The 13,435-nt window shown below is 44.0% G+C and carries 12 protein-coding genes; 4 read left to right on the forward strand and 8 right to left on the reverse strand.

Annotated features, from left to right (window positions below; genetic code table 11):
* Positions 1 to 2 precede the first annotated feature (2 nt).
* Positions 3 to 152: a hypothetical protein gene (locus tag KJS58_RS13485; RefSeq protein ID WP_160035025.1), complete on the reverse strand. Its 150-nt coding sequence runs from the start codon at positions 150 to 152 to the stop codon at positions 3 to 5.
* The gene (locus tag KJS58_RS13490; RefSeq protein WP_249717286.1) at positions 149 to 805 is read right to left on the reverse strand and encodes a MerR family transcriptional regulator; all 657 of its coding nucleotides are present in this window, start codon (positions 803 to 805) and stop codon (positions 149 to 151) included. The genes KJS58_RS13485 and KJS58_RS13490 overlap by 4 nt, the downstream gene beginning before the upstream one ends.
* A 580-nt stretch (positions 806 to 1,385) precedes the next feature.
* Here KJS58_RS13490 and KJS58_RS13495 point away from each other — a divergent pair.
* Positions 1,386 to 2,339 (forward strand): L-lactate dehydrogenase, encoded by a 954-nt coding sequence (locus KJS58_RS13495; protein ID WP_213533003.1) that lies wholly within the window; start codon positions 1,386 to 1,388, stop codon positions 2,337 to 2,339.
* Between the two features lie 86 nt (positions 2,340 to 2,425).
* Here KJS58_RS13495 and KJS58_RS13500 read toward each other — a convergent pair whose 3' ends face one another.
* From KJS58_RS13500 to KJS58_RS13520, 5 genes are all read right to left on the reverse strand, one after another.
* Complete coding sequence (locus tag KJS58_RS13500) at positions 2,426 to 3,151, reverse strand: ABC transporter permease (RefSeq protein WP_213533004.1); 726 nt, start codon at positions 3,149 to 3,151, stop codon at positions 2,426 to 2,428.
* A 6-nt stretch (positions 3,152 to 3,157) separates the two neighbouring features.
* Entirely contained in the window at positions 3,158 to 3,874 is a 717-nt protein-coding gene (locus KJS58_RS13505) for an ABC transporter permease (RefSeq protein ID WP_213533005.1), read from the reverse strand.
* Entirely contained in the window at positions 3,871 to 4,785 is a 915-nt protein-coding gene (locus KJS58_RS13510; protein WP_213533006.1) for an ABC transporter ATP-binding protein, read from the reverse strand. Before KJS58_RS13510 ends, KJS58_RS13505 begins: the two co-directional genes overlap by 4 nt.
* Before the next feature lie 79 nt (positions 4,786 to 4,864).
* On the reverse strand, positions 4,865 to 6,226 hold the full coding sequence (locus KJS58_RS13515) for a HAMP domain-containing sensor histidine kinase (RefSeq protein WP_213533007.1): 1,362 nt from the start codon (positions 6,224 to 6,226) through the stop codon (positions 4,865 to 4,867).
* Positions 6,227 to 6,285: 59 nt separating this feature from the next.
* The gene (locus KJS58_RS13520; protein ID WP_213533008.1) at positions 6,286 to 6,963 is read right to left on the reverse strand and encodes a response regulator transcription factor; all 678 of its coding nucleotides are present in this window, start codon (positions 6,961 to 6,963) and stop codon (positions 6,286 to 6,288) included.
* 458 nt (positions 6,964 to 7,421) lie between these two features.
* Here KJS58_RS13520 and KJS58_RS13525 point away from each other — a divergent pair, with 458 nt between their 5' ends.
* The 3 genes from KJS58_RS13525 to KJS58_RS13535 all read left to right on the forward strand — a co-directional run bounded on the left by KJS58_RS13525 (position 7,422) and on the right by KJS58_RS13535 (position 12,173).
* Positions 7,422 to 9,170 carry an alpha-glycosidase gene (locus KJS58_RS13525; protein WP_213533009.1) on the forward strand — a complete coding sequence of 583 codons (1,749 nt, stop codon included), beginning with the start codon at positions 7,422 to 7,424 and terminating at the stop codon, positions 9,168 to 9,170.
* A 150-nt stretch (positions 9,171 to 9,320) separates the two neighbouring features.
* Positions 9,321 to 9,608: an ArsR/SmtB family transcription factor gene (locus KJS58_RS13530; RefSeq protein WP_213533010.1), complete on the forward strand. Its 288-nt coding sequence runs from the start codon at positions 9,321 to 9,323 to the stop codon at positions 9,606 to 9,608.
* The gene (locus KJS58_RS13535) at positions 9,609 to 12,173 is read left to right on the forward strand and encodes a CoA-disulfide reductase (protein WP_213533011.1); all 2,565 of its coding nucleotides are present in this window, start codon (positions 9,609 to 9,611) and stop codon (positions 12,171 to 12,173) included. It abuts the gene before it with no gap.
* Positions 12,174 to 12,291: 118 nt separating this feature from the next.
* On the opposite strand, the gene KJS58_RS13540 is transcribed toward KJS58_RS13535, so the two are convergent.
* Positions 12,292 to 13,338 (reverse strand): glycosyltransferase family 2 protein, encoded by a 1,047-nt coding sequence (locus tag KJS58_RS13540; protein WP_213533012.1) that lies wholly within the window; start codon positions 13,336 to 13,338, stop codon positions 12,292 to 12,294.
* Positions 13,339 to 13,435: the final 97 nt, after the last annotated feature.

A 13,435-nucleotide genomic window follows, 5' to 3' on the forward strand; every position in this document is an offset into this window, starting at 1 on the left:
ATCTAAAAATAAAAACCCTGAGTTACCGGAGGCCCTGTAATTTGGACTGAATCTTTCTGACGATAAAGTGAGCGAAGAGACTGTTTACGATGGGTGCGCGATAATGCTTTGTTCTGCATCTGCATTTTCACCATGCCCCCTCTCATCATCATGCCTCCCTCCTGCTTTTCGGAAGCAATCCAAATAACATTCGGAGGGAATGCCCCTTGGTCTTTGCCTTCTGTTTCCGTCCTTGATAGCTGCGTAGATTCGTAATCAACTGGCGATCTCGGTCCTCTTCCAGTTTCTCCCGCATCCATGTTTGCTGTTCTTCCACCAGCACTTGCAGGTCATCGTTTTGTTTACGAAGTTTTGCATGCTCTCGCTCAAGCTCCACCATACGTTCTTGGAGCATCTGCCATTCTACATTCATTTGTTCCATTTGGGCAGAAGTTACCTCTGCCGTCTGAAGAACTTGTTTCTGCTCTAAAGACGAATGCGTCTGAACCGTTGCAGCTGCATGGTGTGCCAATGCCGGGTTCACGATCTCTTTTGCAGCAGCTGCTTTTTCACTGCCGATCTCCATGACAATGACAGCCGCATCTTGCAATGGCAGGTTCTTCTCACGGAGAAGTGTCATGAGAGTTTTCACCCGCTCAATATCACGGTTACCAAATAATCTAGACTTGTTTGCCGCACGTTCAAAATGATACCCTTGCTCTTCGAGTGCCGCCGCATATTTACGAAGTGTGCTCGCTCCAATGCCCAGTTCTTTTGCAGTCTCCGTCGTTGCTCCTGTTTCGTTACCATTCAAATGCATATTCATATTCATTACCTCCCGGATTTTACAATCAATTGGTTTGTAAAAACATTCGTCATGAACCATGCCTGCGTTGGTCAACTAATGGATAAGGGCGTCTTAAGAACTGTTGTTTGCGCGAGCAACAGTCTTATCTAATGGATTCGTTCGTTACATCATTCTCATCAAGCTGAGTACTTAATTTAATGGACAAGCATTTATAGAGACGTTTCACTCACAGGTGACTCTCTATAAATCTTGTTATACTCTAAATTCGTTCTTTTCATCTTATTTCCTTTGGCGTAATTCTTCTAAGAATGCGGTATCGTAAGAAGTTTTGTCGGGTATAAATTATGACTTTTCTCCGTTATCATTCGACAGAACCTTCCCCTGTTCTTCCCATCCTTTAGCTCCCTCCTGTCATTAGAATGTGAGGTTAACTCCTAAATAATGGGTGGTATTGTTTGTTTATTGATAAATACACAAAAATTATGTTATCTTATGTAACGTTAAATAGATGCATGCATAGAATATAAGGATAATAAAACGGAGAAAACTTCGTTTCTCTATTCTTCATGTGCGGTTTATAACGGGAGGGCAATGGGCGATGAGAAGCAGAACAGGAAAAGTGGCGATTGTTGGGGCAGGTCTTGTCGGTTCGAGTGCAGCATACTCAATGATTAATCAAGCCATCGCGGGTGAAATTATGCTGATCGGGCGAACCTATGAAAAAGCACTCGGTCAAGCGCTTGATTTGTCACACAGCATGGATTTTACTTATCAACGGACAAAGGTACATGCTGGAACCTATGCAGATTGCAAAGATATGGATGTCATTATTATTACGGCGGGGGCTAACCCAAAACCGGGTCAGACTCGTCTAGATATATTAGAAGAAGCGGTTACGATTACAAAAGAAATTGTGGCTCCTATTATGGAAAGCGGATTTCAAGGTGTGTTTGTAGTCGCTGCGAACCCCGTGGATATTATTACTTATCTCGTCTGGAAACTGTCTGGTCTACCGAGAAGCCAAGTTATTGGAACAGGTACTTCCATTGATTCTTCAAGACTGAAAACCATCCTCTCGGAAATTTTCTCTATCGATCCGCGCAGTGTCCATGGATATGCACTTGGAGAACATGGAGAGTCTCAATTTGTAGCCTGGTCTCATGTGACGATCGGCGGTAAACCTATTCTTCATATCCTTGATCAGCATAAGGAACGATTTAAGCATCTTGATCTTGCCGATATTTCCCGCAAGACACGGGATGCAGGCTGGGAGATCTTTACCCGAAAAGGATCGACTCAGTTCGGTATCGGCAGTGCCATAGCGTTCATTACTCGTTCCATCCTGACGGATGATCATAAGATTATCGCCGTTTCTTCTATTCTAGATGGAGAGTACGGACAAAAAGATATATGCGTTGGTGTTCCTGCCATAATTGGAGGCAGAGGAATCGAAGAGGTGATCGAGCTTCAGCTAGCAGAAGAGGAAATGAAACTGTTCGAATACTCCTGCCAGGTCCTTCGCGGAAATATAAATAATTTAGCGGTTAAATGAGTTATGAAATTGGTTTAAATAAGGTTTGCTATTCGCAATTAAGGTGCATCCTGCCAATCTGCAGGATAGCACCTTTTTTACATTGCCTACACTTCTTTTTGTTTGAAATAAAGCATTCCTGCAAAAACAAAAAGCACTGCACTTCCAAAAATAACAGGAATGAGAGTAGAATACGGTACAAGAAACGCCCCAAAGTCCATCTCTTCTGTAGGCATCATCACTAAAAAAGGTTGCGCCCATGGATAGTAAGGAGCATATTTCTCCGAGTTTGCGATCAGTATATTGGGAACGGTCAACATAAAGTTAATTCCGAGCGGTGCTCCAAAGCTGCTCCACATCATGGATATAAACAGCTGCAGGGCAGCAAGCGGAATAGAAGCAACCCAGCCAGCAAAAACGCTTTTGAACAACACTGCCCAAGGAATCTCTCCCATCATCTCGTGAAAACCGCCTGCGACAAGAAAACTTCCGAGTAACAAGACTTGCATCATAAGAAGCAGTACCATGATCACAGTCAGTTTGGCTGCATAAAAGCGGGCACGACTCACAGGCAGAACAAGTACTTGTTTCCATCCCCCCGCTGCGTGTTCAAATCGACAAATATAGGAGGCAAATACTCCTGTAAAAATAGGGAGGAATAACATCGCATGCAGCGTAGCCTGGGCATTAATCAGACTTGTCCAACTTCCTGACGGCTCTGCCATAATCCCTACAAGAAGAGCAATTACTGGACTGACAAGCACCAGCAGCCAGACAGGAGATTTGACCAACTTCAATCTCTCAGCAGATAGCACTCTTAGATAAGCTTTCATATCTTCTCAAGCCACCTCCTTACGCTGGAAGTAGAGCATGCCCAGCAGCAAGCAAAGGATCCCAAGTATAATCCCTTTGACTGCAAATGGTAAACCGTTTGGGGCCAGTACAGAGAACATAGGCCAGCTGATAGGCACTGAATCCGGAAACTGAGGACCGAATAATCCTGCAATAGAGAGGGTGACCCCTAGAGTAACCGATATGGCTTGATTTTCATGGGTCATGGTCAGTGTCGCAAGCAAAGCAATTACAGGAAGTGATGCTGCAAGGGGCAGAAAACATACTCTTGCCAGGTCCATCCATGGTATACTCCCTTCAAAGCCAAGAATTGCTCCAAGGATCACAATTCCGAAAAGCAACAGCACACAGGAAATAAGCAGCAGTCCGGTTACCAATAACCATTTAGATAGAAATATGGACCTGCGCGATACGGGAAGAGCAAGCAGCTGTTTCCACGAACCATGCTGATATTCAATACTTGCCATCATGGTACTCAGAATAGTTGCTCCGAGCATAATCGCGAGCGGAATAAACATAGAGAAAGCGGTAAGCAGTCCACTCCACATTCCGCTTTTACCGTACTGATCTTGTAAGTAATCCAGCCGTAATCCGAAGTTCAGTGCATTCATGAGTACAAGCCCGGAAGGGGCAAAGAAAACAAGAAACCATAATCCTTTTTTACGTATTTTGAGTAAATCAGAAGCAAGCAGCGACTTCATCATATGCTCCCTCCGGACCCAACCACCTGAAGGAAGAAATCCTCCAAAGATTGTCTGTGTTCTTCCACCCGGTACACAGAATGATCATGCTCAACAAGTCGGCGTACCAGGGTCGATACAGCCATATCGTCCATGTGGTTAAACACAATCCTCGAACCTTCAACTTGTCCCCATTGCCCTTGTTCCCGTGCCAGCTGAAGAGCATCCTCTGCATCCGATACGGTTAGCCGAATCGTGCTCCCTGCTTCTTGATGTAAGCGATCAATTGAATTCTGAAATACAAGCTTACCTTCACGGATGATACCAACCGTACTCGCCATCTGTTCGACTTCACTAAGTAAATGACTCGATACCAGAACTGTAATCCCATATGCTGACGGCATTTGTTTGATCAACTCTCTGATTTCCTGAATACCCGCCGGATCAAGACCATTGGTAGGTTCATCGAGAATTAACAATTCAGGATTGCCTAATAAAGCGTTTGCTATGCCGAGTCTTTGCTTCATACCAAGTGAGTAGCCTTTTACGGGCCGATTTGCTTCCTTTTCTAAACCTACGATTCTCAGTACTTCACTTATTCGTGATTTCGGGACACCCAGCAGCAAACGGCTCGTTTCTAGGTTCTGTATAGCGGTCAAATGTCCATAGTAAGAAGGATATTCAACCAGAGAGCCGACCTTACGAAGAATATCCATACGCTGCTGGCGGATATCCTTTCCGAAAATACGGATAAAACCTTTTGTCGGCTTAATAAGACCAAGCAGCATTCTTATCGTTGTTGTTTTTCCAGCACCATTCGGTCCAAGAAATCCGTATATTTCTCCTCTTTTTATTTGGAGACTCAGTTCTTTTACTGCTGCACGGCCCCTGTAGGTCTTCCATACATCTGCTGTTTCAATCATCCATTCATTCATTGTATAATCACCTCTGGCATTTATCATAACGTGCCGAGGTTAAAGCGAGGTGAGCAGGAAGTTTAAGATTCGTTTAAATTTATGCAGTCTCTTTCACAGTTATAAGAATTTTTGTGCCTTGTCCTGTGTACTCCACCATTCGAATAAGATCCATCCGTGCGAGCAGGAGGTCAACAATGGAAAGTCCAATCCCCGCACCCGCATGCTCTGATCTCATATCTATTCCCGGACCACGATCCTCAATAATCAAATAACTTTTGCCACTTCGGGTTTCAGCCGCAACTCGGACATATCTTCCATCCTTCGCATGCCTTACTATATTTTGAAACAAGTTATCCAGTACGCGGCGAAACCCTTGCTTGTCCACATCCCAAATGACCGGTTTTTCTTCATCATCTATATCAATATCAATTTCATAATTCTCTTTTTCCCATACGGGGTACCAGGCTGCAATGCTCTCTCGCACCATACGCAGGACATCAACAGATTCAAGTTTCATTGTGTATTTACCACTAGCCAGTAGATTATAAGATAAAAGATTGTCAATGAGTCCGCCTAGATCGTCCATTTTTCCTTCAATTAGATGAAGAGACTCCTTCCCGCTATCCGTAAGCAGCTCTTTACTCAGTGCATGCACATGCCCTCGCACTACAGTCAGAGGTGTTCTCAAATCATGGGATAAATCGGCGATCAGATTTTTGCGGAGATGTTCTTCTTTTTTCTGCTGTTCTTGACTCTCCCTAAGCTGCGAAACCATACCGTTAAAAGACTCTTCTAATCGGCCGATCTCATCCTTTTTGTTTACCTCAACCGGCAGCGGAATTCCATCTGCGCCTGGAGTAGAAAGTGCTCCCTTCAGCCGGATCAGTCGTTTAATAATCTGACGGAAAAATGACCATGAAATTAAAATAAAGATGGCAGGAACCACCGTCATAAACAGCCCATAATACAGAAGACCCAAGTGGTCAGATGTCGAGGCGGTTACAAGTACCCGAGGCACCTCAATCGATATGAATCCTCGTCCAGCATTGTTCTGTCCCCCGCCTACGAAAGCGACAACAATAAAGTTCTCCTTATTATTTCCGGCACTTTTCATGTATTCAACTGCATCGGATGGACTCCACCTTCCTGTCCCTTTATCTCGCTCTGCAGTATCAAACTTAACGATCCCTTCTGTATTCACCCAAAACAGATGTGCCTCTTCGTACTCTTGTGCAAGCTTAAATAACGATGACTTGATCTCCTCGTCTGATCGATCTTTCATCATCTTGGCTTCTTCATGCCACTTTGATTCAATCTCGCTGGTTCTTCCATAGGGCAGGGTTACCTCTGTCTTATCACTCAACCAGGAAGTAGATACTACAAAAAAAAGCGAAGCCATAGGAAACACAACAGGCAAAAACACCATAGCCAAGATGACAATGAGCAAATATCGGGACATGAGCGAGTTTTTAAACAGATCTCTTTTCCTTTTTCGAATGAACCTGTGCTTCTTCATGTTCATCCCTTCACCCGGTATCCTACTCCCCGAACCGTTTCAATAATAAGCGGCATTCCCGGATCAATCTCCAGCTTCTCCCGCAGATGCCGAATATGTACCATAAGTGTCTTGTCCCCCTCTATATAAGGCTCTCCCCATACAGATTCATAGATTTGTTCCTTGGTTCTTATTTGACCCAAATGCCTGACAAAATAAGAGAAAATATGAAACTGCTTACCCGAAAGCGAAATTTCCTGCTGATTTCGTGTATCAAGTACAAGTCCTTCTTTTTCCTTCACAAGCAGATGTCCAATGCGGATTTCCCCTAAACCTGCCGGTGTTTCTCCGTGTCTTCGCAGAAGGACCTCAATACGAGCAGCGAGCTCATCTGGATGAAAAGGCTTGGTTACATAATCATCTGCAAAATCCAAACCCTGCAATTTGTCATCGATGGAAGTTCGTGCAGACAGCATAAGGATCGGCAGACTAGGATGATCTTTTTTGAGACGCTGACCGATCGTAAATCCATCTAAGCCAGGCAACATGACATCTAGAATTGCAAGCCTGCATTCCTTTACATTAGCAGATGCCTGCTCTCCGCTTTTTAGCCACACTACACGATAACCTCGCCCTTCCAGATCCGATCTAACCATTTCTCCAATCTCTTCATCATCTTCAATATATAAAAGTGTTGTCATATTCTTAACGTCCTTTCTTCTCTGAATAAAAATGAAATAGGAATTCAAAATAAATAATCTATATCTTCCTTTTTCTCATGATTGCAGATTTTTGTAAATACATGGTATATTAAGAAGAGTTTAACGATTAAGACGAAATGAACATGAAACATAAATTAAAGGCAATGTTATCTGATGACTTTCAGGTACAACCTCGGAGAATGATCCTCTCTTTAGGTTGTACCTTTTTTAATGTGGGTAAAGATAAAACAGATTGAATGTTCTCTGACCAAATTCCGATGATACCAGCAACACCCAGATTCATAACTCTTCAACGATAAACTGTAACTATATATATAGACAAATGAAACCGTTTCGATCTATATATAGTTCTGATGAAAGTCACTAGAGGTATGATGAAATTGATTTACTCTTTATAAAATTTTGTACACCATCATTACTACTCAGGAGGTTCTCTCATGTTATTAGAAGCTATCTATCATCACCCAAAACAGCACTGGGCCTACGCATATGACAAAGATACGATCCATATCCGGATTCGAACCAAACGAGATGATGTCCACCAAATCACGCTTCTTGCCGGTGACAAATATGACTGGGAGAAAACAAAAATGTATCTTCCGCTTAGAAAATGGACATCTGATTCTATGTTTGATTATTTTACATGCGAAGTAAAACCACCTTATCACCGGTTACGGTATGCCTTCCATCTGGAGAGTGATAATGAATCGATATGGATGGACGAAAATGAATTTTTAGAAGAAGAACCGGAAACTCCAGACCGGATGTTTGAATTCCCTTATATTAATCCGGTTGATGTCTTCACCCCGCCCGCTTGGGTTAAAGATGCCGTGTTTTATCAGATCTTTCCTGAGCGTTTTGCTAACGGAGATCCAAGTAACGACCCGGAAGGAGTCCTCCCTTGGGGCGGTAAGCCGGAGCGGGATAATTTCTTTGGCGGTGATCTTCAAGGCGTAATTGATCATCTCGATTATTTATCTGAACTTGGGATTACAGCCATCTACTTTACCCCTGTTTTTGAAGCAACCACTAATCATAAATATGATACAGAAGACTATTTGCGAGTGGATCGTCACTTTGGTGATGCAGATACACTTAAGAAGCTCGTCAACTTATGCCACGAACGCGGAATCCGCGTATTGCTTGATGCTGTATTTAATCACTCTGGACGTACGTTCAAGTCTTTTGTCGACTTACTAGAGAACGGTGAGAATTCCAAATATAAAGATTGGTTTCATGTTCGTAAATTCCCGATTGATGTGGAAGACGGCATTCCTACCTACGAGACTTTTTCTTTTGAACCGCTGATGCCGAAACTTAACACTGAAAACCCAGAGGTGAAGGAATATTTACTTAAGGTAGCTGAATATTGGATCAAAGAAGTCGGAACAGACGGCTGGCGTCTTGATGTAGCGAATGAAGTCGATCATCAGTTCTGGCGTGAGTTCCGCAGTACGGTTAAAAAAGCGAACCCTGAAGCTTATATTCTCGGAGAAGTGTGGAACGAATCTTCACCATGGCTGCAAGGAGATCAGTTTGATGCCTCCATGAACTATCCATTCACTAACGCGGTTAATGATTTCTTTGTAATCGACAAGATGGATGCTTACCAGTTCGCTAACTCGATCGGTCGCCAGTTATCTAGATATCAGCTCCAGGCTTCTGAAGTCGCCTTTAACTTGCTGGATAGTCATGATACCGCTCGTCTACTAACCCTTTGTAATGGAGATAAGCGCAAAATGAAACTTGCGGCACTCTTCCAGTTTACGTATCTTGGCGCTCCGTGCATTTATTATGGAGACGAGATCGGAATGGACGGAGAATTTGATCCAGACTGCCGTAAATGCATGGAATGGGACGAAAAAAAGCAAGACCGGGAACTATTCTCTTTCTACCAAAAACTAATCCGTCTCCGTCTCAACCATGCTGCGCTTCGGACAGGCGAGATTCAGTTCATTGAAGCCGAACCACAAGGGAAAAGAATCGTTTTTGAGCGGAAAAATGATAAGGAAGATATTCTTGTGCTAATGAGTAAATCGGATGAACCGGAGCAATTTAATGTATCCGTTAAATCCGATAAATATATTGACCTCTTCTCTGGTATGGAGCAACCGGTGAATAATGGCCAACTCTCCATTGTGGTTCCTGCCTATGGATATGCCGTTCTTCAAGCAGTGAAGGAATAAATAACATACAAAGCAGGATCGAAACTTAAGCCCAGGCTTCGCAGAAATGCGAGTGCTTGGGTTTTCTTTTGCTCAACGTTTGACTTTAATATCATTATAACGTAATATAGCGATATAGTGATATACAAATTGCTGAGGTGGAATGAAATGATGGATAACGATATTAAACAATATAACGAGATGTCCGAATGTCTCAAAGCACTCGCTCACCCTGTCAGACTCTGTATCGTTAGAGGTTTACTCTCGAAAGGCCACTGTAATGTGACTTACATGCAGGAATGTCTTGGTTTGCCACAATCTACAGTCTCCCAGCATCTGCAGAAACTACGCAGTATGGGCATCGTTGAGACGGAGCGGCATGGACTTGAAGTTCGTTATACAGTAAAAGACCCCCGCGTAAAAGGGTTAATGGAATTATTTTTTCAGGAGGACAAATAAATGAGTAAAAAAGTCATCATTGTGGGAGGCGTAGCAGGCGGGGCATCCGCAGCGGCACGGCTCCGAAGACTCGATGAAGAAGCACATATTATCATGTTTGAACGAGATGAGTACATATCCTTCGCTAACTGTGGATTACCCTACTATATCGGAGATACGATCACTGATCGTTCTAAGCTTATTGTGCAGACACCCGAAGCGATGATTCAGCGATTCAACCTTGATATTCGTACCAAGAGCGAGGTAATTGCTGTCCATCCCGAAAGAAAAACAGTGACCGTTCGCAGTGTAGAAAAAGGAACTTATGAAGAGAGTTATGATGCCCTCATCCTATCCCCAGGCGCTGCACCGATCCGCCCTGCTCTGCCAGGCATTGATCACCCCCAAATCCATACGGTTCGGAACATACCAGACACCGATCGGATTAAAAAACAGGTGATCTCACCTGAGACAAAAACAGCTGTCGTTGTAGGCGGCGGGTATATCGGAGTAGAAATGGCCGAGAACCTTAAGGAAGCTGGACTTGAAGTAACGATGGTCCAATCAGCTGATCAACTTCTCGGTACATTTGACCGCGAAATGTCGAATATAATGGCTCAGGAAATGGAGCAACAGGGAGTGGAGTTGTTATTTCAGGACACGGTAGAGTCCTTTAAAGACACAAACGGCAAAGTCACCCTTACTCTCCGCAGCGGCCGAGTGCTCACGAGTGGCCTTGTCATCCTCGCCGTGGGTGTGAAACCAGATACCGGTTTTCTGAAAGACAGCGGCATTGCCCTTGGAAGCCGTGGTCATATTCAGGTCAATACGGCACTAGAAACCAACATACCAAATATCTATGCAGTCGGTGATGCCGTAGAGATTCATGAAGACGGAGCAGTTACCGCGATCCCGCTTGCCGGCCCAGCCAATAAACAAGGCCGAATTGCAGCAGACCGAGTTGCCGGTCTTAAAACAACTTATAAAGGCGGCTACGGAACATCCATTATTAAAGTATTTCAGCTAACCGGTGCCCAAACCGGACTTACCGAGAAGAAGCTGAAAGAGCTCGGTACCGACTATCACACTGTCTATGTGCATCCTAATGCACATGCAGCTTACTATCCTGGAGCAACACCAATGACGATCAAGCTTTTGTTTGATCCGCAAGGTGTGATTCTCGGAGCACAGGCCGTGGGAAGAATAGGTGTGGACAAGCGTATAGATGATATCGCGACCGTTCTCCATTTTGGCGGAACTGTTACTGACCTCACCGAACTCGATCTGGCCTATGCTCCTCCTTTCTCCTCTGCTAAGGACCCTGTAAATATGCTGGGTTATGTTGCGGAGAATGTAGTGACAGGACGAATGAATGTATTTACACTAGAAGAACTGAGTGACAGGAATTCTAGCGAGTCTTTACTGGTCGATGTGAGATCTTCAATTGAGCATCAGAATGGACATATTCCCGGTTCCCTGCATATTCCGGTCGATGAGCTGAGAGAACGTATGCATAAGCTGGACCGTGACAAAGAAATTTGGGTGTACTGCCAAGTTGGTCTGCGCGGATACACCGCTGCCCGCATTTTACAGCAGCATGGCTATCGTGTTCGCAATCTGACAGGAGGTTACAAGACGTATAAGATGAGTACATTTAAACCGGAGAAGAAAAATGTTTCATCTACATCTACATCTACATCTTCATCAACATCAACATTAACATCTACGCTTGCATCCACTCCTGCACCTGCAGCGACGAACTCCGTAGATGCTGCTCACCCAAATGGGACAAAGCAATTATCTGAAAATAACATTTCTGCTGACATCCACCTGGATGCCTGCGGCTTATCCTGCCCCGGACCTCTTATCGAGGCCAAAAGAGCTATGGATGGTCTGAGCCCAGGACAAGTGCTACAAATTACGGCAACCGATCCCGGCTTTTACGAAGATGTCAAATCCTTTGCACGGATGTCTAACCATGACGCGCTTCAGGTGGAGCGATTGCCTGATGGGCAGATCAAAGCACTTTTAAAGAAAAAGGAAACAGAAATAAACAGCGAAGACACAGCAAATGGATCTGCGGAACCAAGTAACGTCGCGAGTGTTGCTAAAACGCCCGAAGGAACAACCATGGTCGTATTCAGCGGGGATCTAGATAAGGCCATTGCCTCCTTCATCATCGCAAACGGTGCAGCAGCAAGCGGCAAGAAAGTCACCATGTTCTTCACCTTCTGGGGACTGAATGTCCTTCGTAAATCCGAATCTGTGCAAGTGAAAAAAGATTTTCTCGGCAAAATGTTTGGGCTCATGATGCCGCGCGGCAGTCGTAAGCTTCCTTTATCCCGCATGAATATGATGGGAGCTGGATCGAAGATGATTCGCGGCGTTATGAAAAAGAATAACATCTCGTCCGTTGAGGATTTAATGGAAACCGCTAAAGAACAAGGGATTGAGCTCGTGGCTTGTCAGATGTCTATGGATGTGATGGGAATACAGAAAGAAGAACTCATTGATGGTGTGAAAATAGGCGGAGTAGGATATTATCTCGGTCAAGCAGATCAATCAGGCATTAATTTATTTATTTAATCGGATCAAATTCATCATTTAATGATTTATACAAACAAAGACCCTCTTAAGATATCTGTTATACAGATCATCTTATTTAGGGTCTTTTCTATATATGCTTATACAGTGATTGGCACTGTTATCTATGATAAGAGGAGGTATCGCTAAAAGAAGGAAGAGCATCAGAAAGTTCATCGTTTTCAACTTTTGGAGTATGATCCACTTCTACTGGCTGGCTCCTTCCCCGCTCATCAAACCCTATCTTCTCCCTCACAATATATAAAGGTCTGTCCCTTGCTTCATCGTAAATTCTAACCATGTACGCTCCCATTACTCCGAGGATCATCATCATAATCCCATTAAGCGAGAGAGTGACCAGTAGGAGCCATACCCACCCAGCTACCTTGATATTTGTGAACAGTGGTAAGCATAGGGTTACTAGCAAGCTGACAAAACTCATACAGAAGATGAACCCCCCTGCATATGATGCAATTTTGAGAGGTTTATCAGAGAAAGAGGTTATACTTTTCACTATTAATTGTATCTTTTTACGTAATGGATACTTGGTTTGCCCTGCATTCTGTTCCTCTTGATCATATTCAAGCTCAAACTGTCTGAAGCCTGCCCAGCTGACGAGCCCCCGAAGGGTTCGATTCTTTGCCCGAAACAACTTCAGCGCTTCGTTCACCTTCCGGTCTATCAGCCGGAAATCATCTGGAACTACAGGAACATTATTATTCGTCAAACCTTTCAGGATACGGTTGTACACAGCTGCTGGCACTCGTTTCCTTCCTGTATCATTCCCGCGTTCTCTTCGTTTAGCATTTACGACATCATACCCTTGATTCCATAGTTTGATCATGTCGTGGATTCGTTCCGGCGGATCTTTCAGGTCCGCATTCATAACAATAATTGCCTGCCCTTTTGCAGCATCCATTCCTGCTGTTAGTGCCATTTGCTGACCAAAACGACGTGAGAATTCGATAACCCGAACGGAGGAGTCGATCAGAGCAGCCTGTGTCAAAATATCCATCGTGTGATCTGTGCTGCCATCATTCACAAAAATAAGTTCATACGGTTGTCCCGTCTGCTCCATAATCTTCGTTAGCCGGCTGTACGTAACCTGGATTATCTCTTCCTCGTTATATACGGGAACCACGATAGAATACATGACCTGCCCATCCATTACCTCTCTCACTCCCCTATGATTCTTATAGGTCACTATACGGAATCATTATGAACTGAGTATGAATGATGGAGGCCTTCCCTATAAGATATCACCC

This window comes from Paenibacillus sp. J45TS6 (genome assembly GCF_018403285.1).
GTDB lineage: Bacteria > Bacillota > Bacilli > Paenibacillales > Paenibacillaceae > Paenibacillus.

Coding starts and splice junctions, on each gene's coding strand:
- KJS58_RS13505 (WP_213533005.1), bottom strand. CDS start 3,874: ATGATGAAGTCGCTGCTTGCTTCTGATTTACTCAAAATACGTAAAAAA.
- KJS58_RS13540 (WP_213533012.1), bottom strand. CDS start 13,338: ATGGATGGGCAGGTCATGTATTCTATCGTGGTTCCCGTATATAACGAG.
- KJS58_RS13515 (WP_213533007.1), bottom strand. CDS start 6,226: ATGTCCCGATATTTGCTCATTGTCATCTTGGCTATGGTGTTTTTGCCT.
- KJS58_RS13485 (WP_160035025.1), bottom strand. CDS start 152: ATGATGATGAGAGGGGGCATGGTGAAAATGCAGATGCAGAACAAAGCA.
- KJS58_RS13525 (WP_213533009.1), top strand. CDS start 7,422: ATGTTATTAGAAGCTATCTATCATCACCCAAAACAGCACTGGGCCTAC.
- KJS58_RS13530 (WP_213533010.1), top strand. CDS start 9,321: ATGGATAACGATATTAAACAATATAACGAGATGTCCGAATGTCTCAAA.
- KJS58_RS13535 (WP_213533011.1), top strand. CDS start 9,609: ATGAGTAAAAAAGTCATCATTGTGGGAGGCGTAGCAGGCGGGGCATCC.
- KJS58_RS13520 (WP_213533008.1), bottom strand. CDS start 6,963: ATGACAACACTTTTATATATTGAAGATGATGAAGAGATTGGAGAAATG.
- KJS58_RS13510 (WP_213533006.1), bottom strand. CDS start 4,785: ATGAATGAATGGATGATTGAAACAGCAGATGTATGGAAGACCTACAGG.
- KJS58_RS13495 (WP_213533003.1), top strand. CDS start 1,386: ATGAGAAGCAGAACAGGAAAAGTGGCGATTGTTGGGGCAGGTCTTGTC.
- KJS58_RS13500 (WP_213533004.1), bottom strand. CDS start 3,151: ATGAAAGCTTATCTAAGAGTGCTATCTGCTGAGAGATTGAAGTTGGTC.
- KJS58_RS13490 (WP_249717286.1), bottom strand. CDS start 805: ATGAATATGCATTTGAATGGTAACGAAACAGGAGCAACGACGGAGACT.